Source organism: Azospirillum melinis (genome assembly GCF_013340935.1).
GTDB classification, from domain to species: domain Bacteria; phylum Pseudomonadota; class Alphaproteobacteria; order Azospirillales; family Azospirillaceae; genus Azospirillum; species Azospirillum melinis.
Map to the genome: position 1 here is coordinate 21423 of NZ_WHOS01000005.1, position 22866 is coordinate 44288.

The 22866-nt window shown below is 66.5% G+C and carries 22 protein-coding genes and 2 tRNA genes; 12 read left to right on the top strand and 12 right to left on the bottom strand.

Going from position 1 to position 22866, the window contains the following annotated elements; all coding sequences use genetic code 11:
- Positions 1–81 precede the first annotated feature (81 nt).
- The 5 genes from miaA to ilvC all read left to right on the top strand — a co-directional run bounded on the left by miaA (position 82) and on the right by ilvC (position 6178).
- Complete coding sequence (gene miaA / locus GBZ48_RS05740) at positions 82–1110, top strand: tRNA (adenosine(37)-N6)-dimethylallyltransferase MiaA (protein WP_174470157.1); 1029 nt, start codon at positions 82–84, stop codon at positions 1108–1110.
- Between the two features lie 17 nt (positions 1111–1127).
- Entirely contained in the window at positions 1128–2339 is a 1212-nt protein-coding gene (locus GBZ48_RS05745) for an aminotransferase class I/II-fold pyridoxal phosphate-dependent enzyme (protein ID WP_209798481.1), read from the top strand.
- Positions 2340–2667: 328 nt separating this feature from the next.
- Complete coding sequence (locus GBZ48_RS05750; RefSeq protein ID WP_174470158.1) at positions 2668–4431, top strand: acetolactate synthase 3 large subunit; 1764 nt, start codon at positions 2668–2670, stop codon at positions 4429–4431.
- A gap of 36 nt (positions 4432–4467) precedes the next feature.
- Positions 4468–4974 carry an acetolactate synthase small subunit gene (gene ilvN / locus GBZ48_RS05755; RefSeq protein WP_109050858.1) on the top strand — a complete coding sequence of 169 codons (507 nt, stop codon included), beginning with the start codon at positions 4468–4470 and terminating at the stop codon, positions 4972–4974.
- A gap of 184 nt (positions 4975–5158) precedes the next feature.
- A complete protein-coding gene (ilvC, locus tag GBZ48_RS05760; protein ID WP_098739341.1) occupies positions 5159–6178 on the top strand; it encodes a ketol-acid reductoisomerase in 1020 nt (339 codons plus the stop codon).
- A gap of 55 nt (positions 6179–6233) precedes the next feature.
- Here the strand turns inward: ilvC and GBZ48_RS05765 are convergent, their stop codons facing one another.
- Positions 6234–6965, bottom strand: coding sequence for an ArsR/SmtB family transcription factor (locus GBZ48_RS05765; RefSeq protein WP_174470159.1), 732 nt, complete (start codon positions 6963–6965; stop codon positions 6234–6236).
- Positions 6966–7090: 125 nt separating this feature from the next.
- Here GBZ48_RS05765 and GBZ48_RS05770 point away from each other — a divergent pair, with 125 nt between their 5' ends.
- Positions 7091–8011 carry a DMT family transporter gene (locus tag GBZ48_RS05770; protein WP_174470160.1) on the top strand — a complete coding sequence of 307 codons (921 nt, stop codon included), beginning with the start codon at positions 7091–7093 and terminating at the stop codon, positions 8009–8011.
- Positions 8012–8024: 13 nt separating this feature from the next.
- Here GBZ48_RS05770 and mrdA read toward each other — a convergent pair whose 3' ends face one another.
- From mrdA to GBZ48_RS05795, 5 genes are all read right to left on the bottom strand, one after another.
- Complete coding sequence (gene mrdA, locus GBZ48_RS05775) at positions 8025–9911, bottom strand: penicillin-binding protein 2 (RefSeq protein ID WP_098739343.1); 1887 nt, start codon at positions 9909–9911, stop codon at positions 8025–8027.
- 16 nt (positions 9912–9927) lie between these two features.
- Positions 9928–10440: a rod shape-determining protein MreD gene (gene mreD / locus GBZ48_RS05780; RefSeq protein ID WP_174470161.1), complete on the bottom strand. Its 513-nt coding sequence runs from the start codon at positions 10438–10440 to the stop codon at positions 9928–9930.
- 71 nt (positions 10441–10511) lie between these two features.
- Positions 10512–11381 carry a rod shape-determining protein MreC gene (gene mreC / locus GBZ48_RS05785; RefSeq protein WP_109050853.1) on the bottom strand — a complete coding sequence of 290 codons (870 nt, stop codon included), beginning with the start codon at positions 11379–11381 and terminating at the stop codon, positions 10512–10514.
- A 93-nt stretch (positions 11382–11474) separates the two neighbouring features.
- Positions 11475–12515 carry a rod shape-determining protein gene (locus GBZ48_RS05790; RefSeq protein ID WP_012974729.1) on the bottom strand — a complete coding sequence of 347 codons (1041 nt, stop codon included), beginning with the start codon at positions 12513–12515 and terminating at the stop codon, positions 11475–11477.
- 364 nt (positions 12516–12879) lie between these two features.
- Entirely contained in the window at positions 12880–13431 is a 552-nt protein-coding gene (locus GBZ48_RS05795; RefSeq protein ID WP_174470162.1) for a TIGR00645 family protein, read from the bottom strand.
- A 200-nt stretch (positions 13432–13631) separates the two neighbouring features.
- On the opposite strand from GBZ48_RS05795, the gene phoU reads away from it, so the two are divergent.
- Both phoU and hisE read left to right on the top strand, forming a co-directional pair.
- Positions 13632–14339 (top strand): phosphate signaling complex protein PhoU, encoded by a 708-nt coding sequence (gene phoU / locus GBZ48_RS05800; RefSeq protein WP_098739348.1) that lies wholly within the window; start codon positions 13632–13634, stop codon positions 14337–14339.
- A gap of 135 nt (positions 14340–14474) precedes the next feature.
- A complete protein-coding gene (gene hisE / locus GBZ48_RS05805) occupies positions 14475–14801 on the top strand; it encodes a phosphoribosyl-ATP diphosphatase (RefSeq protein WP_098739349.1) in 327 nt (108 codons plus the stop codon).
- Positions 14802–14843: 42 nt separating this feature from the next.
- Here the strand turns inward: hisE and GBZ48_RS05810 are convergent, their stop codons facing one another.
- Positions 14844–16373 (bottom strand): class I SAM-dependent methyltransferase, encoded by a 1530-nt coding sequence (locus tag GBZ48_RS05810; RefSeq protein WP_174470163.1) that lies wholly within the window; start codon positions 16371–16373, stop codon positions 14844–14846.
- A gap of 239 nt (positions 16374–16612) precedes the next feature.
- Between GBZ48_RS05810 and GBZ48_RS05815 the strand changes: the two genes are divergently transcribed.
- Both GBZ48_RS05815 and GBZ48_RS05820 read left to right on the top strand, forming a co-directional pair.
- Positions 16613–16688 (top strand) — tRNA-Lys (locus GBZ48_RS05815).
- A 23-nt stretch (positions 16689–16711) separates the two neighbouring features.
- Positions 16712–16787 (top strand) — tRNA-Lys (locus tag GBZ48_RS05820).
- Between the two features lie 100 nt (positions 16788–16887).
- Here the strand turns inward: GBZ48_RS05820 and GBZ48_RS05825 are convergent.
- The 3 genes from GBZ48_RS05825 to GBZ48_RS05835 form a co-directional block, all read right to left on the bottom strand.
- On the bottom strand, positions 16888–17310 hold the full coding sequence (locus GBZ48_RS05825) for a bacteriohemerythrin (RefSeq protein WP_174470164.1): 423 nt from the start codon (positions 17308–17310) through the stop codon (positions 16888–16890).
- A 106-nt stretch (positions 17311–17416) separates the two neighbouring features.
- Positions 17417–19231, bottom strand: coding sequence for a M3 family oligoendopeptidase (locus tag GBZ48_RS05830; protein ID WP_174470165.1), 1815 nt, complete (start codon positions 19229–19231; stop codon positions 17417–17419).
- A 60-nt stretch (positions 19232–19291) separates the two neighbouring features.
- A complete protein-coding gene (locus GBZ48_RS05835) occupies positions 19292–20215 on the bottom strand; it encodes a LysR family transcriptional regulator ArgP (RefSeq protein ID WP_174470166.1) in 924 nt (307 codons plus the stop codon).
- A gap of 97 nt (positions 20216–20312) precedes the next feature.
- On the opposite strand from GBZ48_RS05835, the gene GBZ48_RS05840 reads away from it, so the two are divergent.
- Positions 20313–20939 carry a LysE/ArgO family amino acid transporter gene (locus tag GBZ48_RS05840; protein ID WP_174470167.1) on the top strand — a complete coding sequence of 209 codons (627 nt, stop codon included), beginning with the start codon at positions 20313–20315 and terminating at the stop codon, positions 20937–20939.
- On the opposite strand, the gene GBZ48_RS05845 is transcribed toward GBZ48_RS05840, so the two are convergent.
- Entirely contained in the window at positions 20936–21868 is a 933-nt protein-coding gene (locus GBZ48_RS05845; protein ID WP_174470168.1) for an NAD(P)/FAD-dependent oxidoreductase, read from the bottom strand. The two genes, GBZ48_RS05840 and GBZ48_RS05845, sit on opposite strands and share 4 nt — an antisense overlap.
- A 157-nt stretch (positions 21869–22025) precedes the next feature.
- On the opposite strand from GBZ48_RS05845, the gene GBZ48_RS05850 reads away from it, so the two are divergent.
- Positions 22026–22463, top strand: coding sequence for an Rrf2 family transcriptional regulator (locus GBZ48_RS05850; protein ID WP_174470169.1), 438 nt, complete (start codon positions 22026–22028; stop codon positions 22461–22463).
- 9 nt (positions 22464–22472) lie between these two features.
- Here the strand turns inward: GBZ48_RS05850 and GBZ48_RS05855 are convergent, their stop codons facing one another.
- Positions 22473–22838, bottom strand: a complete 366-nt coding sequence (locus GBZ48_RS05855) for a hypothetical protein (protein WP_174470170.1) — start codon at positions 22836–22838, stop codon at positions 22473–22475.
- Positions 22839–22866: the final 28 nt, after the last annotated feature.

Consider the following 22866-nt stretch of genomic DNA (forward strand, 5'->3'; position numbering starts at 1 on the left):
CGGGGCCGGGTCCAACGAAGCTTCGGCGTCGGCATGCGGTTGGGTGTTGCAAAGCGGGCGCCGGAACGCCATGCAAGGGCGATGAGCGACCTCACCACCCCTCTGACCAACCCTCTGGCCACCCCTCTGGCCGACGTCATCGTCATCGGCGGCCCCACCGCGTCGGGCAAGTCGGGGCTGGCGCTCGCCATCGCCGAGGCGTTCGGCGGCACCGTCATCAACGCCGACAGCATGCAGCTCTACGCCGACCTGGATGTGCTGACCGCCCGGCCGCCGGCCGAGGATCTGGCGCGGGCACCCCACCGGCTCTATGGCGTGCTGCCGGCGGCGGAACGCGGTTCGGCGGCGCGCTGGCGCGACATGGCGCTGGCGGAGATCACAGCCGCCAGGGTCGAGGGACGTCTGCCGGTGGTGGTCGGTGGCACCGGTCTCTATCTGCGCGCCCTGATGCAGGGGCTGAGCGAGGTGCCGCCCATCCCCGACGAGGTGCGTGCCGCCGCCCATGCCCGATTGGCCGCCATCGGCGGCGAGGCCTTCCGTGCCGAACTGGTCACCTGCGACCCGGCGTCGGCAAAGCTGAACCCCGGCGACACCACCCGCCTGACCCGCGCCTGGGAGGTGCTGCAGGCGACCGGCCATCCGCTGTCCCATTGGCAGAGCCGGACCGCACAGGGCGCGCCGGAGGATCTGCGCTTCACCATCCTTGTGCTCGATCCGCCGCGGGCCGACCTCTATGCCCAGTGCGACAGGCGCTTCGACCTGATGATGGAGCAGGGGGCGATGGAGGAGGTGCGGCGATTGGACGCTCTCGCTCGCGAACGGCCCCTCGCCCCCGACCTGCCGGTGCTGAAAGCGTTGGGAGTGCCCGAGCTGCGCCGCGTTCTGCACGGCGAAATCCCGCTCGACGAGGCCATTGCGCTGGCCCAGCAATCGACCCGCCGCTATGCCAAACGGCAGGTCACGTGGTTCCGACATCAGATTGTTGGCAAATCACCCGATATGCTGGTAAGTCATACAGGACAGCATAGCTGCCATACCATCGATCTGCCTTGTTCGCCTGCGGTACGAAATGCAATGCTCGACCGCCTGAGAACGATACTAAATTACTGATCCGAAGGAGAAGCACCGTGTCGGTTGATTGGGGTCATGTGTTCGCGGGCCGCGTGGGCGGCATGACGGCGTCCGAAATCCGGGAACTGCTGAAGCTGATCGATCGTCCGGAGATCATCTCCTTCGCCGGTGGCATCCCCGATCCGGACCTGTTCCCCAGCTCAGCCATCGCACGCGCCTACGAGAAGATCTTCCAGTCCAATTCCGGTGCCGGCGCCGCCCTGCAATATTCCATCACCGAAGGCTACACGCCGCTGCGGGAGTGGATCTGCGATTATATGGGCGGCAAGGGCGTCAACATCGGGCTGGACGGCGTTCTCATCACCAATGGCTCGCAGCAGGTGCTGGAGTTCGTCGGCAAGCTGCTGATCGGCCCCGGTGACAAGATCGTGGTGACCCGCCCGACCTATCTCGGCGCGCTCCAGGCCTTCTCGCCCTATGAGCCGACCTATCTCTCGATCCCGATGGACGAGGAAGGGCCGGAAATGACGGCGCTGATCGAGGCGCTGGCGCAGAAGCCGAAGTTCTTCTACCTCGTCCCCGATTTCCAAAACCCCAACGGCACCACGGTGACGCTGGCCCGCCGTCACGCCATCCTGGACGCCTGCGAGGCCGCCGGCGTGCCGGTGATCGAGGACACCGCCTATTGCGAACTGCGCTATGACGGCGAGCATCTGCCGCTGCTGGCGGCGCTGGATTGCGAGCGCAACGGCGGCAAGCTGACCAATGTCATCTTCGGCGGCACCTTCTCCAAGACGATGGTGCCGGCGATGCGCGTCGGCTGGGTCAACGCGGCGCCCGAGGTGGTGAACCGGCTGGTCCTGATGAAGCAGGCCGCCGACCTGCATGCCAGCACGATCAACCAGATCGTCATGCACGACGTCGTCTCGCAGATCTTCGACAGTCACCTCAAGCTGCTGCGCACCCAGTACAAGGAGCGCCGCGACGCCATGCTGGCGGCTCTCGAGGAATACGCCCCGCCGGGCGTCACCTGGACCAAGCCGGAAGGCGGCCTGTTCGTCTGGATCGAGGCGCCGGAGGGTGTCGACGGCACCGAACTGCTGGCCCGCGCCATCAAGGAGGCCAACGTGGCCTTCGTCCCCGGTTCGGCCTTCCACGCCGACCGGTCGGGCAAGAATACCCTGCGCCTGGCCTTTTCCGTCACCAAGCCAGCCCAGATCCGCGAGGGGATCCGCCGCCTGTGCGGGCTGTTGAAGACCGCCGCCTGACGGCTTCGGCTTTTCATCGTCGCCTCTTCGGAACGGCGGCCGCGCTTCGGTGCGGCCGCCGTTTCCGTATCCGGTGGAGCCAAGCGGTGCAGAGCCGATGTTGCAAAGCCAATGCGCAACATTTGGAAAAACTGCGGCAAAAAAACTTTGCGAACATTCGCAAAATGGGTTGACCTGCGACCGGGCTTTTGACTAATTTGCCGCTCCCGGCCCCCGCCATCGGGGCTAAGCCGTTGTTCCGGCGGCATAGCCCAGCAGCCTCGGCCGGTGACAAGTCCAAGGAACCGGGTGCCTTAGAGGAGGCGCCCACATGAGAAGGTCGTGAGCGATGTCCGAACAGAAGCTGACCGGCGCCCAGATCGTCATCAAGGCCCTGAAGGATCAGGGCGTTGACATCATCTTCGGCTATCCCGGCGGCGCCGTACTTCCCATCTACGACGCGCTGTTCCAGCAGAACGACCTGAAGCATGTCCTTGTACGCCACGAGCAGGCCGCGGTTCACGCGGCCGAAGGTTACGCGCGCTCGACCGGCAAGGTCGGCTGCGTGCTGGTGACATCCGGCCCCGGCGCCACCAACGCGGTGACCGGCCTGCTGGACGCGCTGTGCGACAGCATCCCGCTGGTCTGCCTGTCGGGTCAGGTGCCGACCCACCTGATCGGCAACGACGCCTTCCAGGAAGCCGACACCACCGGTATCACCCGTCCCTGCACCAAGCACAATTACCTGGTGAAGGACGTCGACAATCTGGCCCGTACCCTGCACGAGGCCTTCTATGTCGCGCGCAGCGGCCGTCCCGGCCCTGTGCTGGTCGACATCCCGAAGGACGTGCAGTTCGCCGACGGCACCTACGTCCCGCCGGCGGAGGTCAAGCACAAGACCTATCGTCCGCAGGTGAAGCCGGAGATCGCCCGCATCGAAGAGGCGATCGAGCTGATCGCCAACGCCAAGCGGCCGGTCTTCTACACCGGCGGCGGCGTGATCAACGCCGGCCCCTTCGCCGCCAAGTTGCTGACCCAGTTCGTCAAGACCACCGGTTTCCCGATCACCTCCACCCTGATGGGCCTGGGCGCCTTCCCGGCGTCCGAAAGCCAGTGGTTGGGCATGCTCGGCATGCACGGCACGTACGAGGCGAATCTCGCCATGTACGAGTGCGACGTCATGATCAACATCGGCGCCCGCTTCGACGACCGCGTGACCGGCAAGCTGTCGGCCTTCTCGCCGGGTTCCAAGAAGATCCACGTCGACATCGACCCCAGCTCGATCAACAAGAACGTCGCGGTCGACATTCCGATCGTCGGTGACTGCGGCGCCGTGCTGGAAGACATGCTGCGCATCTGGAAGGCGCGCGCCAAGTCGCCGGACAAGGCCGCGCTGAAGGAGTGGTGGGGCAAGATCGAGGGCTGGCGTGCCCGCAACTGCCTGAACTACAACCGCACCGAATCGGTCATCAAGCCGCAGTACGCACTGGAACGCCTGCGCGAGGCCCTGCGCGGCAAGGACCACTACATCACGACGGAAGTCGGCCAGCACCAGATGTGGGCCGCCCAGTTCCTGCCCTTCGACCAGCCGAACCGCTGGATGACCTCGGGCGGGCTCGGCACCATGGGCTACGGCCTGCCGGCCGCCATCGGCGCCCAGCTGGCCCACCCCGACGCCATCGTCGTCGACGTGTCGGGCGAGGCCAGCTTCCTGATGAACATGCAGGAGATCGGCACCGCCGTGCAGTACCGCGCGCCGGTCAAGATCTTCATCCTGAACAACCAGTATATGGGCATGGTGCGCCAGTGGCAGGAACTGCTGCACGGATCGCGCTATTCCCAGAGCTACTCCGAAGCCCTGCCGGACTTCGTGAAGCTGGCGGAATCCTGGGGTTGCGTCGGCCTGCGCGCCACCACGGTGGCCGAGGTCGATCAGGTGATCGAGAAGATGCTGGCGGTCACCGACCGTCCCTGCATCATCGACATCGCCGTCGATCCGAAGGAAAACTGCTTCCCGATGATCCCGGGCGGTAAGGCCCACAACGAGATCCTGTTCGGTCCGGACGACAGCCCGTCCGACGCCACGCCGGAAGACGGCATGGTGCTGGTCTGATCGGCTGACGACGAACGAACAGGAGGGACGGGTCTCATGGAAAACGCGATCGAAAAGCACACCATCGCCGTGCTGGTGGACAACGAGCCGGGCGTTCTCGCCCGCGTCATCGGGCTGTTCTCCGGCCGCGGCTACAACATCGAAAGCCTGACGGTGGCCGAGGTGAACAATGCCGACCACCTGTCGCGCATCACGCTCGTCACCTCCGGCACCCGGATGATCATCGAGCAGATCAAGGCGCAGCTGAGCCGGCTGGTTCCGGTCCACCGTGTCCATGACCTGACCGACGAGGGACCGGCGGTGGAGCGCGAACTGGCGCTGGTCAAGGTGGCCGGCACCGGTGACAAGCGGATCGAGGCGCTGCGCCTCGCCGACATCTTCAAGGCCAAGGTGGTGGACGCCACGCTCACCAGCTTCGTCTTCGAGCTGACCGGCACCACCGAGCAGGTCGACGACTTCGTCGGGCTGATGACCCAGCTCGGACTCGTGGAGGCCAGCCGCACCGGCGTGGTCGCCATGTCGAAGGGGCCGGCGGCCTTTTAAGGCGCCACTCCCCGCAGAACAGCATTCTGCGAAAGATTGGGGCGGCAAAAACGCAAGGAAGCTTTGCATTTTGCCGTTCCATCGAGCGATTGTTTCTCTTGACGCGCGGCTTTGCTCAATGGAGTAATCCGCCGCAGGAAACGCACTCTGTCTTCGTTCGTTGCGAATTCAAGGAATCATCTCCATGCGCGTCTATTACGATCGTGATGCCGACGTCAACCTGATCAAGGGCAAGAAGGTCGTCATCGTCGGCTACGGCAGCCAGGGCCACGCCCACGCCCACAACCTGCGTGACAGCGGCGTGAAGGACGTGCGGATCGCGCTCCGCCCGGGTTCGGCCACCATCAAGAAGGCCGAGACCGCCGGCTTCACCGTGATGACCCCGGCCGAAGCCGCCGCCTGGGCCGACGTCGTGATGGTTCTGACCCCGGACGAGCTGCAGGCCGACCTGTACAAGGACGATCTGGCCCCGAACATGAAGCAGGGCGCCGCCCTGGCCTTCGCGCACGGCCTGAACATCCACTTCAACCTGATCGAGGCCCGTGCCGACCTCGACGTGTTCATGATCGCGCCGAAAGGCCCCGGCCACACCGTGCGCAGCGAATACCAGCGTGGCGGCGGCGTGCCGTCGCTGGTCGCCGTGCACCAGAACGCCTCGGGCAATGCGCTGGACATCGCCCTGTCCTACGCCTCGGCCAATGGCGGCGGTCGCGCCGGCATCATCGAGACGACCTTCAAGGAAGAATGCGAGACCGACCTGTTCGGTGAGCAGGCCGTGCTCTGCGGCGGCCTGACCGAGCTGATCCGCGCCGGCTACGAGACGCTGGTCGAGGCGGGCTACGCCCCCGAGATGGCCTACTTCGAGTGCCTGCACGAAGTGAAGCTGATCGTCGACCTGATGTACGAGGGCGGCATGGCCAACATGCGCTACTCGATCTCCAACACGGCCGAATATGGCGACTACCGCACCGGCCCGCGCATCATCACGCCGGAGACCAAGGCCGAGATGAAGCGCGTCCTGACCGACATCCAGGAAGGCCGCTTCGTCCGCGACTGGATGCTGGAGTGCAAGGCCGGCCAGCCGTCCTTCAAGGCGATTCGCCGCCGCAACGCCGAGCACGAGATCGAGAAGGTCGGCGAGAAGCTGCGCGCCATGATGCCGTGGATCGCCGAGCGCCGTCTGGTCGACAAGTCGAAGAACTGATCCGGCGAAAGCCTGTCGGTTTGATGAGAAGCGCGTCCCTTCGGGGGCGCGCTTTTTATTTGGCGGCCAGATGCTCCGGCGTGATGCCGAAAATCGTTGCGAACTCCTTGCTGCCGGCCTCGGTGATCGCCACGGCGCGGCTGTCGGGACTGCGTGCGATCCAGCCGCGTTCCAGCGAACAGGTCAGCAGGGCCGCACCCAGCCGTCCGGCCAGATGGTGCCGCCGCTCGCTCCAGTCCAGGCAGACCCGGCACAGTGGCCTGCGGTGCCCGCCAGCGTCGGGAAATGCGAGGCCCAGACTGCCCAGGAAAGCGCGGCCGTCGTCCGTCACCAGGGCGCCGCCATCATCGAGGATCACGAACCCGCGCTCGTTCAGCCTGTCGGCCAGTTTTGTGCCGAGCCGTCCGGCGAGATGGTCGTAGCAGGTGCGGGCGGTCCGCAGCGCTTCGTCCTTCGGTCCGGGCGAACGGTGGCGCCGTGGGCTGGCGGCTGCAACCGCCATCAGGCTTTCCATCGCCTGGGCGATATCAGGGGAGGCCAGCCGGTAGTAGCGATGCCGGCCCTGGCGTTCCATCGCCAGCAATCCCGCCTCGCTCATTTTGGCAAGGTGACCGCTGGTGGTTGCCGCTCCGACACCGGCATGCCAGGACAATTCGCCGGCGGTCAGCGCCTGCCCACCCATCAGGGCGGAGAGGATGTTCGCCCGTGCCGGATCGCCGATCAAAGCGGCGATGGTGGCGATGCCATTGGCGGAGGCGAGGGGGAAGGGCGGGCTGGTCATGCCCATCAGTTTAGGCCCCTTCGCCGGCTCCGTCAGCCGCCGACGCTTCGTCCGCGGCCGAAGCGTTCGAGGCAGTCTTTCAAGGGCTTGGCTGTCATGGTGGGCCGCCCTGCAAGACCGACGGAGCCATCATGACCAGCCTTCCAGCCCCCGATGCACGCGCTTCGCGGCCCGATCTGCGTGTCGAGCTTGCCTTGCTGCTGGCCCTCGCGACTTTGTGGGGCGCGTCCTACAGCTTCATCCGGATCGGCGTGGAGACGATACCGCCGCTGACCTTCATTGCCGGCCGGACCCTTATCGCCGGGAGCATCCTGCTGGCGGTCATCCGCTGGCGCGGCCTGTCCCCGCCGCGGGAAGGGGCCGTGTGGAAGCGGTTTCTCCTACAGGCCTGTTTGAACAGCGTTCTCCCCTTTACCCTGATCGCCTGGGCCGAACAGACGGTCGATGCCGGGTCCGCAGCGATCCTCAACGCGACGACGCCGATCTTCGCCTTCCTCATCACCCTTCTGCTGACCCGGCACGAAGCCGTGGGCTGGCGGAAAGCGGTCGGTGTGCTTGCCGGTCTCGGTGGAACGGTGCTGATCATCGGGACGGGGGCTGTCGACGGCATCGGCCGCGATCTGCTGGCACAAGGAGCTATCGTTCTCGCCACCGTCTGCTATGCCGGAGCAGCCATCTTCGGCCGTGTGTTCAAGGGCCTGGATCCAATCATGCCGGCCGCCGGGTCGCTGCTGTGCGGAGCGGCGCTGTTGCTGCCGGTCAGTCTGGCGGTCGACCGTCCCTGGACCCTGTCGCCGTCGCCGGACTCGCTGCTGGCGCTTGCAGGACTCTCGGTCTTCTCGACCGCGCTGGCCTTCGTCCTCTATTTCCGGCTCGTTCACACCATCGGATCGGTTCCGACGACCGCACAAGCCTACCTGCGGGTGCCGATCGGGGTGGGAATCGGCGTGATGATGTTGGGCGAGACGCTGGAACCGACCATGCTTGCCGGCTGCGCCGCGGTCGTACTGGGAGTGGCGGCGATGACCATCCCGGCCCGCTCCCGCTCCTGACCCGATCCGCTTCTCAGCCCCGCGGCTCTCCGAAGCCGGTCGGCGGGGTTTCGGCGACGGCAGCGCGGCCGGGGTCGCGCTTCTGGGTTTCGAGCAGGATGTCGCGGGCAATCGGGGCCGCCGCTGTGGAGCCACCGCCGCCATGTTCGACGAACACCGCGCAGGCATAGCGCGGCGCCTGGATCGGCGCGAAGGCGACGAACAGCGCGTGGTCGCGCTCGCGCCAGGGCAGATCCTCGTTCTTCTTCACGCCGTTGTTGCGCTCGGCCATTGTGATGCGGCGGACCTGGGCGGAGCCGGTCTTGCCGGCCATCTCATAGCCGACCTCGGTGATCCGCGACTTGAAGGCGGTGCCGTTGGGAGCGTTGGTCACCTCGGTCATGCCGCGCAGCACGATGTCGAGGTTCTCCTTCTTCACGCCGATGCTGGGCCAGGCCGTCTGCTCGCCGCTGACCGTCTTGATCTGTTTGGTCAGGTGCGGCTTGACCGCATAGCCGCCATTGGCCAGCCGGCAGGTCATGACCGCCAGTTGCAGCGGCGTTGTTAGCACATAGCCCTGGCCGATGGAGGCGACCAGCGTCTCGCCCATGTCCCAATTCTTGCCCAGCGTCGCCTTCTTCCAGGCGATGGACGGAATCAGGCCGGCACGCTCGTGCGGCAGGTCGATGCCGGTGCGGCTGCCCAGGCCGAACCGGTTGGACATCTCGGCGATGCGGTCGATGCCGATCCGCCGCGACACGTCGTAGAAGAACACGTCGCAGGAATGGCGCAGCGCGCCGACGAAATCGATGGTGCCGTGCCCGCCGCGCTTCCAGCAGTGGAAACGATGGTCGCCCAGTTCCAGATGGCCGGGGCAGAACACCGTGTGACGGTTGCTGACCACCCCCGATTCCAGTGCCGCCAGCGCCGCCATCATCTTGAAGGTGGAGCCCGGCGGATATTGCCCGACCACCGCCTTGTTGTTGAGCGGCGTCGCCTGGTTGGACAGCAGCTCCTCCCACAGCTCGGCGCTGATGCCCATGGTGAACTGGTTGGGGTCGTAGCTGGGGTGCGAGCACAGGGCATAGATGCCGCCGGTGTGGACGTCCATCACCACGGCCGAGGCGCTGACCTCCTGCGACAGCCGCTCCTGCACGAAGCGTTGCAGGGCCATGTCGATGGTCAGCTGCACCTCGCGACCGGATTGGCCCTCGTCGCGCGACAGCTCGCGGATGACGCGGCCGACCGCATTGACCTCCAACTGGCTGGTGCCGGCGGTGCCGCGCAGCACCTTCTCGTGGAACTTCTCGATGCCGGCCTTGCCGATGCGGAAGCCGGGCAGGGAGAGCACCGGATCGCTGTTGCCGCTCAGCTCCGACTCCGACACGGCGCCGACATAGCCCAGGATATGGGCGGTCCAATCCGCCTGCGGGTAATAGCGCAGCTCGCCCACCTCGATCGACACGCCGGGCAGGTCGGGGGTGTTGGTCTCCAGCGTCGCCACTTGTTCCCAGGTCAGGTTCTCGCGCACGGTGACGGGAACGAAGCGGCGCTTGCGGTGCAGTTCGCGCAGCACGCGGCGGCGGTCGCCATCGGTCAGCGGCACGATGCGGGAGATCTTGTCGAGCGTCTCCTGGATGTTGTGGGTGCGCTCCGACACGACGACGACGCGGTAGTTCTGCTGGTTGACCGCCAGCGGCACGCCGAAGCGGTCGACGATGTTGCCGCGGGACGGGGCGATCAGCCGCAGGCTGATGCGGTTCTCCTCCGCCAGCATGGTGTAGCGCGCCGACTCGACCACCTGCAGGTAATAGAGCCGACCGACCAGCGCGGACAGGCCGGCCAGCTTGATACCGCCCAGCACCAGGGCGCGGCGCGCCAGCAGGCGGGAGCGGTCGGTGTCGCGATCGATCGAACTCATGAGACCCGTCGACCCTTTACCCGTTCAGGAACGCGCGATGGACGCGGATCAGCAGCCAACCCACCGCAGGAAACACCGCTACCGTCAGCAGGCCCTGGAACAGTGCCGGCAGGATCGACAGCGTGACGGCGTCGAGCACCGAAAAAGCCAGCCATTGCAGCAGGACGGCACCCGCCATCACCAGCGTGAAGCCGACCCACAGCAGGGCGAAGGTGCTGGCCAGGAACACCCGGCGCTGGTTCAGGACCGCCCATTGGGCGACGACCAGCAGCAGGGCATTGACGCCCAACGGTCCGCCGATCAGGAAATCCTGAAGCAGTCCGATGAGAAAGGCCACCCCCGGACGCATCAGGTCAGGCCTGTGGATCGTCCAGTAATAGACCGAGACCAGCGTCAGGTTCGGTGCGACCGGGGCATAGCCGGGGACCGGCAGCGGGATCATGCCGACCAGCACCATCATCACGGTGACGGCGAAGGGCGCCAGATTGCGCCCGGTCTTGTCCACCTTCTGCCAGAAGGTCGCCGTCATGACGGCAATCTCCCGGTCGGTGGACCGTCCGTCCGGCTCACGTCCAAAACCAGTTCACTTCCACATCCACTTCACTTCGAATCTGGCGACGGGTCCAGATCGGTGCTCGGCAGGCCGAAATCCACCAGACGCAGATGCTCCACGCGCGACAGGTCGGCGCTGGGCAGGACACGGATGCCGCGTTCGCTGACCGCGGTCACCACGCCCACCGGCAGGCCGGGCGGGAAGAGGCCGCCGTCGCCGGAGGTCACCACCCGCTCGCCCACCTGGATCGGCGAGTCCGGCGGCAGATAGAGAAGCTTGGCCTGATCAGAGTTGTCGCCAGCCAGGATCGAGCGCTGGCGCGTGTTCGACAGGATCACCGGAATGCGGGCGTTGATGTCGGTCAGCAGCAGGACGCGGGACGACCATTCGCCGACCTCGATCACCCGGCCGACCAGACCGGCGCCGGCGAGCGCCGCCTGCCCCTTGCGCACCCCGTCGCGCTTGCCGGCGGTGACCACCAGCGTGCGGACGAAGGAACTGCCGGGGGTGGCGATGACGCGGGCGGCGATGTAGTTGACCGACGGTTCCGGACGGACCCGCAGCAGGCTGCGCAGGCTGTTGTTTTCCGACTCCAGCCGCAACGCCGCCTGCTTCCATTGCAGAAGCCGGGCGTTCTCGGCCTTCAGCCGCTGGTTCTCGTCGAACGCGTTCTCAAGTTCCACCGCGGATTCGACCACGCGCGCCGCCGTGGCGGCGGGGCGGGAGATGGCGTCCAGGATGGGGGCGAAGGCATCGGTCACGCGTGCGCGTGCGCTGTCCACCGAGACGGACTCGATCTTACCGACCATCATCAGCGCGATGGAGGCCAGCACCAGCAGAAGGAAGGAGAATCGCTGCGCGAGAGCCCGCAAGGGGGCGGCAAGGCGGATGACGGAGCCGGATGAGCGTGGCTTCACAGGAAATTCCCGTCCAGATACGCGGTCCGTCTCCGGTCCTCACCGCCAGGGGTGGGCAGGGGACCGGAGGCCTTCCAACCAGGGATACACCAATCAGTAGGCGCTGACCAAGACGTTTCGCAGCGTCTTCATCTCCTCCAGCGCGCGGCCGGTGCCGAGCGCCACGCAGGAGAGGGGATCGTCCGCGATCGACACCGGCAGGCCGGTGGCGTGGCGCAGGACGAAGTCCAGGTTGCCCAGCAGGGCGCCGCCGCCGGTCAGCACGATGCCCTTGTCGACGATGTCGGCGGCCAGTTCCGGAGCGGTGTGCTCCAGCGCCACCTTCACCGCCTCGACGATGGCGGAGACGGGCTCTGCCAGCGACTCGGCGATCTGGCGCTCGGAAATGATCAGTTCCTTCGGCACGCCGTTCATCAGGTCGCGGCCCTTGATCTCCAGGATGCGGCCTTCACCGTCCTCGGGCGGACAGGCGGAGCCGATTTCCTTCTTGATCCGCTCGGCGGAGCCTTCGCCGACCAGCAGATTGTGGCTGCGGCGGATGTAGCCGATGATGGCCTCGTCCATCTTGTCGCCGCCGACGCGCACCGACCGCGAATAGACGATGCCGCCCAGCGACAGCACGGCCACCTCGGTGGTGCCGCCGCCGATGTCGACGACCATCGAGCCCGTCGGTTCGGTCACCGGCAGCCCGGCGCCGATTGCGGCGGCCATCGGTTCCTCGATCAGGAAGACGCGGCGGGCGCCTGCGGCCTCCGCCGATTCCTGGATCGCCCGGCGTTCCACCGCAGTCGAGCCCGACGGCACGCAGATGATGACCTGCGGGCTGGCGAAGCTGCGGCGGTTGTGAACCTTGCGGATGAAATGTTTGATCATTTCCTCCGCGACTTCGAAATCGGCGATGACGCCGTCGCGAAGCGGCCGGATGGCCTGGATGTTGCCGGGGGTGCGGCCAAGCATCATCTTCGCCTCGTCACCGACGGCGAGAACCTGCTTTTTGCCGCGCACGTTGGCGATGGCGACGACGGACGGTTCGTTCAGGACGATGCCGCGGCCCTTGACATAGACCAGGGTGTTGGCCGTCCCCAGATCGATCGCCATGTCGGCGGACAGCACGCCGAGCAGTTTGGAGAGCATGGAGCTGACGAACTCTATCAAAGCGGTTGAGACGGCCGAGCCGGCGGACTGGCATAGCATGCCCGCCAACGGTTCCATAGTCGAATGCGCCCGCACGCTCAAGCGGAGAGTGCGCCCGGCAGCCCTGATGCCTGCTGTGGACAGGGTCTCCGGCGAACCGGCGACCGCCGCGGCACGGCGTCTGGTGATGGGCACAGTGGCGGGTTAGGGTTAATAATCCGTCAACGGACCAAAGCCCTGCGGCAAAGCCCGTTCCGATCCGCTGAAAACCCTGCTGGCCGGCGTGACGGTGCAGTGTCTATCCCTGCCGTTGCTGCGCCGCAATAGACATTTGACAGACGAGACGAAGGAACACCGTGACTTATCAGTGATGATCCACCGCGGATTTCGCCCCGGCTTTCTCCGCGGGCTTGGCGGCATAGCCGTGATGACCTTCCAACCGGTCCATGCAGGCCAGCAGAACACCGGAAATCACGAAGGTCATGTGGATGATGACCAGCCACATCAGCTCGTCGCGCGAGGTCTGTGCCAGGTTCATGAAGGCCTTCAGCAGGTGGATGCCCGAGATGGCGACGATGGAGGCGATCAGTTTCAGCTTCAACCCGCCGAAATCGACCTTGCCCATCCAGTCTGGCCGGTCCTCATGATTGGCGACGTCAATCTTGGAGACGAAGTTCTCATATCCCGCGAAGATCACCATCAGCAGAAGGTTGCCGGCGAAGGACAGGTCGATGAGAGTCAGCACGCCCAGAAGCACGTCCTTTTCGCTCATCTCCAGCACATGCGGGATCATGTGCAGGATCTCCTGCGTGAACTTCACCAGCAGCGCAGCCAGCGAAACCACCAGCCCGAGATAGAAGGGCGCGAGCAGCCAGCGGCTGGCGAAGATGATCTGTTCAAAGCGGCGTTCGATCATGGCGGGTTCGGCACGTCGTTGGGGAGGGGGATAAGGACCATGTGTCGCAATGCTGCGCCGCAAAATCAATCGGGCAGTTTCTCCCGCATGTGCGAAGTGCGGGCCAGCCGCCATTGGTCATAGGTGCTGTCATCGTACCGTAACGTCCCGGCGCTATGGTGGCGGCTTGGAAAGAGACCGCCGGGAAGGGTTTGGCGACCATGAAGACCTCCGCTCCGCACATCGTGTCCGCGTTCGAGGACGCGCTGAAGCGGCTGAAATCCGCCATCGTGCAGATGGCCGGCGCTGCGGAGACGCAGATCGACCAGGCTCTGATCTGTCTGGCCCAGCGCAACCCCGAGCTTGCGCGGGAGATCGTGGAGTCGGATGCCCGACTCGACTCCTTCGAACATGACATCGAAGCCCACTGCATGCGCCTGCTGGCTCTGCGCCAGCCGGTCGCCGACGATCTGCGCGAGGTGATCGCGGCCTTGAAGATCGCCGGCAACCTTGAGCGCATCGGCGACCATGCTGCCAACACCGCCAAGCGCGCCGTCGCCATCTTCAGCCTGCCCGACTCCGGGTCGATGGCGGGTCTGCCGCAGCTCGGCCGGCTGGTGCGCGAACGGCTCAGCGCGGTGATCGACGCCTATGTCGACAATGACGGCGAGGCCGCCCTGCGGATCTGGCGCACCGACGACGAGGTGGATGCGCTCTACACCAGCCTCGTTGCGGAAGTGGAGCGGTCGGCCCTGGCGGCGCAGGACCAGTTCACGGCGCACATGCACCTGATGATGATCGCCAAGAACCTTGAGCGCATCGGCGATCACGCCACCAACATCGCCGAGGTCGTCTATTTCGTCAGCACCGGCCAGACCCTGCTCGAAGAGCGTCCCAAGGCCGATCATTCCTACGACCCGGTGGGCTGAAAGCGGTGCGCCGCATGGCATAAGGCCGTTGTGCGGCGCTCCACCGCGCCTATGGGGGATGGTAATTGCGTTGCGGAGTGATCACGTTAGCGTAACGATGCTTCCGTCACCCGCACACGAGACAATACCTCCCTGATGACCGACGACCTGCTCCGCCTCTATGCCGCCATCCTCGACCGCCAGCAGATGGACCCGGCGCACTCCAAGACCGCGCGGCTGATCGCCGCCGGGCCGAAGAAGATCGCCAAGAAAGTGGGCGAGGAGGCGGTCGAAGTGGCGCTGGACGCCATGAACGAGGACCGTCAGGGCGTCATCAACGAAAGCGCCGACCTGCTCTACAATCTTTCGGTCCTGTGGGCGACGCTGAACATCCATCCCGACGACGTGTTCGCAGAGATCCGCCGGCGCGAGGCGCTTTATGGGATCGCCGAGAAGCTGCCGAAGACGGCGCCGGAGCGCTGAGGGCCTTGTATTCGGCGCCTCCGCCGTCAGACCGCCTATCCGTCAAGCCACTCCAAGCCTTTCCAGCACCGGCAACCGCCGCTGCATGAAGGCCGCGTGCCGTCGCACCAGTTCCGCACGGTTGGCCTCATCCCCCTCGCAGCGTTCGCCGTCGCGCCCCAGCACGATGCCGTCGGCCGACAGATGACGCCAAACGAAGGCGGCGGGATCCTCGCCCAGACGAGCGGCAAGCAGGAACAGCGCCTCGATCCGAGACACCGGCACACCGGCACCCAGCAGCGGCGAGGCGAGCTGACCCGGCGTGTCGCCGAAGCGATGGCGCTCCAGGACCGCGGCGTTGAAGCGGTCACAGGAAACTTTCCGTTCGGCGCCCCCATCCTCGGGCATCGCCGGTGCCGCCAGCGACAGGCTGGTCAGCAGGATCAGCGCCCGCAGTACCGCGTCCTCGCCCTGTGCTGCCAGGGCCGGACGGGCGAGCAGCGCGTCCAGGCATTGCGGTCCTTCCGCCAGAGCCCCGCCCAGCGGTTGGTAGAGCGCCCGGGGGAAGGACAGGCGGCCGACGGGGGTGGATGCTCCTTCCGGCAGGTCGTCGGCGGCGACCAGAAGCGCGAAACGGGTCTGTCCCAGCAGGGCGCGCCGCTCGGCCCGGCCCAGACGCTCGCCGCCCTTCACGAACAGGTCGCGGCGGAAGCTGCGGTTGGTCATCACGTCGCGGAGGGTTTCGGCCTGGGCGGCGTCGCGTGCCTCGCCCGCGAGTGCCTGCTGGGCGGGGGAGAGGGTGAGATCGTCCAACTGCTCCATCGGGACGGCGGCACCGGCGAACTCCAGCTTGGCGGCCGCAAGCTCGCGCGTCACGTCGGCATGGTAAAAGGCGGTCCAGTCGCCGTTCAGATATTCGTGGGCGATGTAGTTCGGCGATTTGTGGCGAAGCTGTTCGATCCGCTCCACCACGCCGTCGATGTTGGCGAACCAACCGCCGCCCTGCGCCGCCATCCGTGCCGCGAACTCCACCGCAGCGGCGATGCGGTCGGGCAGGGGGCCGTCGCCTTCGGCGCAGCGCTCCACCAGAAGACGGCGCAGCGGCATGTGGGCCAGCGTGCCGGGCAGGGCGTTGTAGCTGACGAAGACGACGCCACCCGGCGCCAGCCGTCGGCGCAGCACCTCCAGCAGGATCGCCCGGTTCCCGGCGCTCACCCAGGACCAGACGCCGTGCAGCGCGACGGCATCCAGCATCGGCCCGTCGCGCCGGGCGTATTCGGCGAAGCTCTCTTCGAGGAACTCGGCATTGGCCAGCCCGGCATCGGCGGCCAGCCGGCGGACACCGGCGATGTGGGAGGGGTTGAAGTCCATCGCCTCGAACCGCGCCGCCGGGTGGGCGCCGGCCAGCAGGGCGCTGGTCAGGCCATGGCCGCAGCCGGGCTCCGCCATGGTGAAACTGCCGCGGCGCAGCGCCGCGGGCGGGCGCCAGCCGCGCAGCGTCAGGGCGAAGCAGAGCATGGCCGGCGACCAGTCGCGATAGACGGCGCGGATATAGTCGATGCCGCCGACATAGCCTTCGGTCCAGCCGCCCATCCCCGATCCCCTGTTCCGATGCCCCGTTTCGACAGCGCCGGTGTAGCCGCCGGGGCGGAGTCCGGCCACCGAAAAGCGCGCACCAAAAAATTCACATGGGGTGCGATTTTGCTATCGACAGGTCAAAAGCCCTTCGTTATAAACCGCGCCACACCGGCCGGGACAACGGCTTGGCCGGCGCGATGAACAGTCGGCTGGTTTCTGCAAGGGTATCAGTCAAGTTCACCGCCTCAAGAGATGGGCGCATAGCTCAGTTGGTAGAGCAGCTGACTCTTAATCAGCGGGTCCAAGGTTCGAGTCCTTGTGCGCCCACCATCTCTTGAACATTTCCTACGGATGGGCGCATAGCTCAGTTGGTAGAGCAGCTGACTCTTAATCAGCGGGTCCAAGGTTCGAGTCCTTGTGCGCCCACCATCTATAAGGGGCTGGAACCGAGCAGGTTCCGGCCCCTTTCCATTTCCGGAGTTTGGTTCGGTGTGGGAGAGGCGACTCCCGTAATGCCTCTCCCGGATCCTTACCCCTCCGCCTGTGCCAGAAAATCCGCAGTTACCCGGTCCATCGTCGCCAGATGGGTGTGGAACCAGTCGGGGAAATGCTCGGTCACATAGAGCCGGGCACGGTTCTCCTTCCCCTCCGCCAGATCGGCCTCCATCGTCGCGACCACGGTCAGGACGCGGGCGTGCTCCTCCGTGTGGCAATGCAGGGCGAAAAAGCCGTGCTGGGTCATCAGCGCGTTCTCGCGGGCGAAATGCTCGCGCAGATGCTTGGCGAAGGCGGCGAAGGGAGCCCGGAGCTCGCCGGCCGGGGCCTCGCAGGCCGCCTGCAGCAGCGCGACCGAATCGACATGGTCGCAGTCCATGACCGCATAGCCGAGCATGGGGACAGTGCTGGCGGCCGCAGGTGTGGCGGTGGCGGCGGGTGTGGTGGTCGCAAGCATGATGTTCGCTTCCAAAAAAGATGGCCTTCGGAGACGACGCTCCGAAGGCCAACCATACCCGCACAGCCGTCATGGTCTCTTGACGTTGGTCAAGCCATCCGGATCGTCAGGCCTTCGCCTCGCTCGCCTCCAGTTCATCGATGAAGCCGCGGATGACGCCGAGGCCCTTCTGCCAGAAGGCCGGGTCGGAGGCATCGAGGCCGAACGGGGCCAGCAGCTCCTTGTGACGCAGCGTGCCGCCCGCCGACAGCATCGCCAGATACTTTTCGGCAAAGCCCTGCTCTGCGTCCTGGTAGACCGCGTAGAGCGAGTTCACCAGGCAATCGCCGAAGGCATAGGCGTAGACATAAAAGGGCGAGTGGATGAAGTGGGGGATGTAGGACCAGAAATGGCGATAGCCCTCGTCGAAGCGCAGCGCCGGGCCCAGGCTTTCGGTCTGCACCGCCATCCAGATCTCGCCGATGCGGTCCGAGGTCAGTTCGCCTTCGCGCCGTTCGGTGTGGACGCGGCGTTCGAAGTCGAAGAAGGCGATCTGGCGGACCACCGTGTTCAACATGTCCTCGACCTTGCCGGCCAGCATGATGCGGCGGCGCTTCGGGTCGGTCTCCGCCGCCAGCAGCGCGCGGAAGGTCAGCATCTCGCCGAACACCGACGCGGTTTCCGCGAGCGTCAGCGGGGTATCGGACAGGAAATGGCCCTGTTTGCCGGCCAGGATCTGGTGGACGCCATGCCCCAGCTCATGGGCCAGCGTCATCACGTCGCGCGTCTTGCCCTGGTAGTTGACCAGCAGATAGGGGTGGACGCTGGGCACGGTCGGATGGGCGAAGGCGCCCGGCGCCTTGCCGGGACGGACCGGCGCGTCGATCCAGGGGTTGTCGAAAAAGCGCTTTCCCAGGTTTGCGAGATCGGGGGAGAAGCGGCCATAGGCGCCCAGGACGATGTCGCGCGCCTCGTTCCAGGGGATGCTGCGGTCGGCATCCTCCGGCAGGGGGGCGTTGCGGTCCCAGTAATCCAGATGGTCCTGCCCGAACCACTTGGCCTTCATCGTGTAATAGCGGTGCGACAGGTCCGGATAGGCGCCCTTGACGGCGGACACCAGCGCGTCGACCACCTCGTCCTCAACCCGGTTGGACAGGTTGCGGGCGGAGGTCGGCGTCGGATAGTTGCGCCACTCGTCCTCGATCTCCTTGTCCTTGGCCAGCGTGTTGGTGACCAGCGCGAACAGCCGCGCATTCTCGCCCAGCACCTTGCCCACCACCTCGCCGGCCTCGCGGCGGACGGCGGGGTTGCGGTCGGACAGGCGGTTCAGCGCCTCGGCACAGGTCAACTCCTTGCCGCCCATCGGGAAGCGCAGGCTGGCGATGGTCTCGTCGAACAGGCGGTTCCAGGCGGCGCGGCCGACTACATGCTTTTCGTGCAGCAACCGCTCGATTTCGTCGGACAGCTGGTGATCGCGGTAGAGGCGGACGTCGCGCAGCCACGGCTCGTAATGGCGCAGCGCCGTCGACGCCTTCTGCTTCGCCGTCAGATCCTTCTCGTCCAGCCGGTTGATCTCCAGCGTGAAGAAGATCAGGTGGGCGGAGATGTCGTTCACCCGCTCCTGCGCCGACTGGTAGAATTTGGCGACGGTCGGATCGACCATGTTGCCGTTGTAGACCAGCCCGGCATAGGACATGACGCGCGACAGCGTCTCGTCGATGTCCTCATACTGGTGGATCGCCGCGGCCAGATCGTCGCCGCTCAGCGCAGCCAGCTTGCCGGCATAGCGCTCGCGGAAGGCCTTGCATTCGCGTTCCATCCGGTCGAGGTCGGCCTTCAGTTCAGGCGACTCGGTGCCGGGGTAAAGGTCGCTCAGGTCCCAGGTGGGAAGCGCACCCAGATCGGGGGTGTCGTTTGCGGCCATGGCGGCGCTGCTGGTCATCGAATCCCTCCAGAGATTTGTCGAATCCATATAAGCGCGCACGCGGCGTGGGCAAAGTCCTCATGCGGCGGGCGGGCTTCCCATGCTTTCGACGATTGGGTGCAGCGCCTGCCGCCCGGAACGCAGGACCGCGCGCGACAGCTCGGCCAGTGCGGTGCCGGCGATGCGGCTCTGCTGCCAATGCAGCGGCACGTCGAGCGGCCGGCCGGGCACCAGTTCGACCAGACGGCCGGCTGCCAGATGGTCGGCGACCAGCGGGTCGGGATTCATTCCCCATCCCAGCCCCGCCAGCGCGCCATCGACGAAGGCATGGGTGGAGGGCAGCCAGTGGGTCGGCGGGGTGGGCACCGGTTCATGATCGCCCAGCACCAGACGGAGCCACTGCGCCTGTAGCCGATCCTTGCGGTTGAAGGTCAGGCAGGGTGCGGTGGCGAGGCATTCGGCCGTTACCCCATCGGGGAAATGGCGGCGCAGATAGTCCGGGTTGGCGGTGGCACGGTAACGCAGCGCGCCCAGCGGATGGCTGTTGCAGCCGGGGACCGGCACCGCGCTGGCGGTTACGGCGGCCAGCACCTCGCCTTTGCGCAGCCACTCGGCGCTGTGGTCCTGGTCGTCCAGCACCAGATCGAACAGGCAGCCGGGCAGTTCCGCCATCGCCGCGACGAACCATGTGGCGAGGCTGTCGGCATTCACGGCGATCCGCAGGGTGACCGGCCCGTCCGCCGGGCTGAGGCCGGGCAGGGCGCCGCGCAACTCGCTTTCCAGCAGGGCGACCTGTTCCACATGCTGGCACAGGCGCTGGCCGGCGGCGGTGCCGGTGCAGGGCTGGCCGCGCACCACCAGCACGGTGCCCAGCCGTTCTTCCAACAGCTTCACCCGCTGCGACACCGCGGAGGGGGTGACGTGCAGCTGCCGAGCGGCGCGCTCGAAACTGCCGGTGCGGATGACGGCTGCAAGGGCCGCCAGCAGCGGATAGTCCAGCATGAATTAGCTCTGCTTCATCGGCGCAAGGAGGATTAAGTACGGTAAATGAGGGTCCGGTGGTAGCGGATTGGCATCCACCGACTCCGGAACCGCCACGATGACCGAGCTTCCCACCGCTGTCCTGCTTCCCGCCTTTCTGCCGGGCCTGTTCCTCGGCTTCAGCCTGATCGTCGCCATCGGGGCGCAGAACGCGTTCGTGCTGCGCCAGGGCTTGCGCAACGAGCATGTGCTGGCGATCTGCGCCACCTGCGCCCTGTCGGATGCCGTGCTGATCCTGGTCGGGGTCAGCGGATTCGCCAGCGCCGGCGCGCGCTGGCCGTGGCTGGAGCCGTTGATGCGCTATGCCGGTGCCGCCTTCCTGCTGGTCTATGGCCTGCGCAGCGCCCGGTCGGCCTGGCAGGGCGGCAGCGGGCTGAACCCGGCGGACCGGGAGCCGGGCGGGCTGCTGCCGGCGCTGCTGACCTGTCTGGCGCTGACCTGGCTCAATCCGCACGTCTATCTGGACACGGTGGTGCTGGTCGGCTCCGTCTCCGCCCGCTTCGCCGATGCGCGGGGCGCCTTCGCCCTGGGGGCGATGACGGCGTCCTTCCTGTTCTTCTTTGCGCTCGGCTATGGCGCGCGGCTGCTGCGCCCGCTGTTCGCCCGGCCCGCCGCCTGGAGGGTGATGGACGGGGGCATCGCCCTGGTGATGTGGGCGATTGCGGTCGGCTTGCTGATCGGCTAGGCGCGGGCGAACAGGGCGTCGTCCTCGCAGAACAGCAGCGACCGGTGCAGCGCCGTTCCGGCAATCGTACCGGCGCCGACGGCCAGCGCCACTGATCCCGCGGCCCGTGCCGCGTCGCCGCAGGCGAAGACACCGGGGATGCTGGTCTCCTGCATCTCGTCGACGCGAATATGGGTGCCGAGCGGCCCGTCCTCGCTCACGCACCCAAGCTGTGCGGCCAGCGGGCTGGCAACCCGGCTTCTCGGCAGCACGAACAGGCCGGCAAAAGGCACTCGGCGTCCGTCGGCGAGCGTGACCTCCGGCGGGTCGCTGTCGATCCCCGTGATGAAGGCGGCCTCGACGGCGACTCCACGCCTCGCCAGATGGGCCGACTGGTCGGCATCCGGTTCAAAGGTGCCGTTCAGCAGCAGCGTCGTCGGTCCCCAATCCGGCAGCATCAGCGCGTGATGCATGGATTGTCCTGACACCGCTATGACGCCGATACGGCCCTGCATCAGCTCATAGCCATGGCAGTAGGGGCAATGGAAGACGGAGCGGCCCCAACGTTCTGCCAGACCGGGAATCGCCGGCAGTTCGTCAACCACGCCGACGGCGATCAGCAGCCGGCGCGCATGATGGGCGGTGCCATCCGAATCGGTGATCTCGAAGCCCTTGCTCGTCCTGGCGGCTTTTTCGGCCCGCCCGGTCATCCAGGTGACGGTCGGATAGCGCATCAGCTGGGTGCGGGCTTCGGCGGCGATGTCTCCCGGCGGACGGCCGTCCTGCCCGAGAAAGCCATGGGAGTGGCTGGCGAAGCGGTTGCGCCTTAGCCCTTCATCCATCACCAGCACCCGGCGGCGGGCGCGGGCGAGCTGCAGCGCCGCGGCGATGCCGGCGTAGCTGCCGCCGACAATGATGGCGTCATAGGTCGTCTTGTCGTTTCCGTTCATGCCTGTGCCTTTCCACGGATGGAGCGGACGCGCCATCCGCGCCCAGTTACGACACATGATAAGTTACATGAAAGCGCATGGTCAATGTGACATGTAACTTATGAAGTGGCCTGAGTTGGCCGCTCGCCCTGCGTACACCCGAAAGGACCGACCGCCGATGAGACAGGACAGCCGCCTTTCCCGCATGCTGCATGTGTTGATCCACATGGACCGGCATGACGGTGCGCTGACATCGGAGGCGATTGCCGAGATGCTGAGCACCAATCCGGTGGTCATCCGCCGGACCATGGCGGGGCTGCGCGAGGCCGGCCATGTGCGGTCGGAAAAGGGCCATGGCGGCGGCTGGCGGCTGGCACGGCCGCTCGACGGGATCACCCTGCTGGACATTCACCGCGCATTGGGGGAGCCGGGGATCTTCGCCATCGGTCCCACCGCGGATGAGCCGAGCTGTCTGGTCGAGCAGGCGGTGAATGCCGCCCTCGATGGGGCGCTGCGTGAGGCGGAGGCGGTACTCGTCCGCCATCTCGGCCAGGTGACGCTCGCCGATCTCGCTGCCGATTTCGACCGGCGCATGAAGGCGCTGGGGAAGGGCTGAACGCGGAGCCTAGCCCAGTTTGGGCGTCTCCCCCTCCTGCGCCCGCCGGATCGCCGCCTCGACGCATTGCAGGTGCAGTTTCTTGCGGGCGAGCAGGCGGGCGCGGCGTTCCTCCAGGTCGGTGGTCGCCATCGCCTCGATGGCGCAGCCGCGCCATCCGTTGGCGTCGAGCGCGCGGGCGACCTCGGCATAGCCGAAATAGCCCTTCTCCGGCTGCTCCCAGGGCGGGCGGAAGTCGGCCCGGCGCAGGACGAAGCGGTTGGACTGGCTGCCGCCGCCCAGGTTGGTGAGTCGGGCCACGATCAGCCGCTCGCCGTTGCCGTGAACGACGGTCAGGATCGGGCGGATTCCGGTGATGGGTGGATCGACGGCCATGATCCATGCATAACGGTCCAGGGGCGTC

Excerpts from the sequence above, each read along its gene's own strand:
- GBZ48_RS05835 (WP_174470166.1), bottom strand. The coding sequence starts at position 20,215 with ATGCTGGACTATCCGCTGCTGGCGGCCCTTGCAGCCGTCATCCGCACC.
- GBZ48_RS05770 (WP_174470160.1), top strand. The coding sequence starts at position 7,091 with ATGACCAGCCTTCCAGCCCCCGATGCACGCGCTTCGCGGCCCGATCTG.
- GBZ48_RS05810 (WP_174470163.1), bottom strand. The coding sequence starts at position 16,373 with ATGGGCGGCTGGACCGAAGGCTATGTCGGCGGCATCGACTATATCCGC.
- miaA (WP_174470157.1), top strand. The coding sequence starts at position 82 with ATGAGCGACCTCACCACCCCTCTGACCAACCCTCTGGCCACCCCTCTG.
- hisE (WP_098739349.1), top strand. The coding sequence starts at position 14,475 with ATGACCGACGACCTGCTCCGCCTCTATGCCGCCATCCTCGACCGCCAG.
- phoU (WP_098739348.1), top strand. The coding sequence starts at position 13,632 with ATGAAGACCTCCGCTCCGCACATCGTGTCCGCGTTCGAGGACGCGCTG.
- GBZ48_RS05840 (WP_174470167.1), top strand. The coding sequence starts at position 20,313 with ATGACCGAGCTTCCCACCGCTGTCCTGCTTCCCGCCTTTCTGCCGGGC.
- GBZ48_RS05790 (WP_012974729.1), bottom strand. The coding sequence starts at position 12,515 with ATGCTCTCCAAACTGCTCGGCGTGCTGTCCGCCGACATGGCGATCGAT.
- mrdA (WP_098739343.1), bottom strand. The coding sequence starts at position 9,911 with ATGAGTTCGATCGATCGCGACACCGACCGCTCCCGCCTGCTGGCGCGC.
- GBZ48_RS05825 (WP_174470164.1), bottom strand. The coding sequence starts at position 17,310 with ATGCTTGCGACCACCACACCCGCCGCCACCGCCACACCTGCGGCCGCC.
- GBZ48_RS05765 (WP_174470159.1), bottom strand. The coding sequence starts at position 6,965 with ATGGGCATGACCAGCCCGCCCTTCCCCCTCGCCTCCGCCAATGGCATC.
- ilvN (WP_109050858.1), top strand. The coding sequence starts at position 4,468 with ATGGAAAACGCGATCGAAAAGCACACCATCGCCGTGCTGGTGGACAAC.
- GBZ48_RS05855 (WP_174470170.1), bottom strand. The coding sequence starts at position 22,838 with ATGGCCGTCGATCCACCCATCACCGGAATCCGCCCGATCCTGACCGTC.
- GBZ48_RS05750 (WP_174470158.1), top strand. The coding sequence starts at position 2,668 with ATGTCCGAACAGAAGCTGACCGGCGCCCAGATCGTCATCAAGGCCCTG.
- GBZ48_RS05830 (WP_174470165.1), bottom strand. The coding sequence starts at position 19,231 with ATGACCAGCAGCGCCGCCATGGCCGCAAACGACACCCCCGATCTGGGT.
- GBZ48_RS05845 (WP_174470168.1), bottom strand. The coding sequence starts at position 21,868 with ATGAACGGAAACGACAAGACGACCTATGACGCCATCATTGTCGGCGGC.
- mreD (WP_174470161.1), bottom strand. The coding sequence starts at position 10,440 with ATGACGGCGACCTTCTGGCAGAAGGTGGACAAGACCGGGCGCAATCTG.
- GBZ48_RS05850 (WP_174470169.1), top strand. The coding sequence starts at position 22,026 with ATGAGACAGGACAGCCGCCTTTCCCGCATGCTGCATGTGTTGATCCAC.
- ilvC (WP_098739341.1), top strand. The coding sequence starts at position 5,159 with ATGCGCGTCTATTACGATCGTGATGCCGACGTCAACCTGATCAAGGGC.
- GBZ48_RS05795 (WP_174470162.1), bottom strand. The coding sequence starts at position 13,431 with ATGATCGAACGCCGCTTTGAACAGATCATCTTCGCCAGCCGCTGGCTG.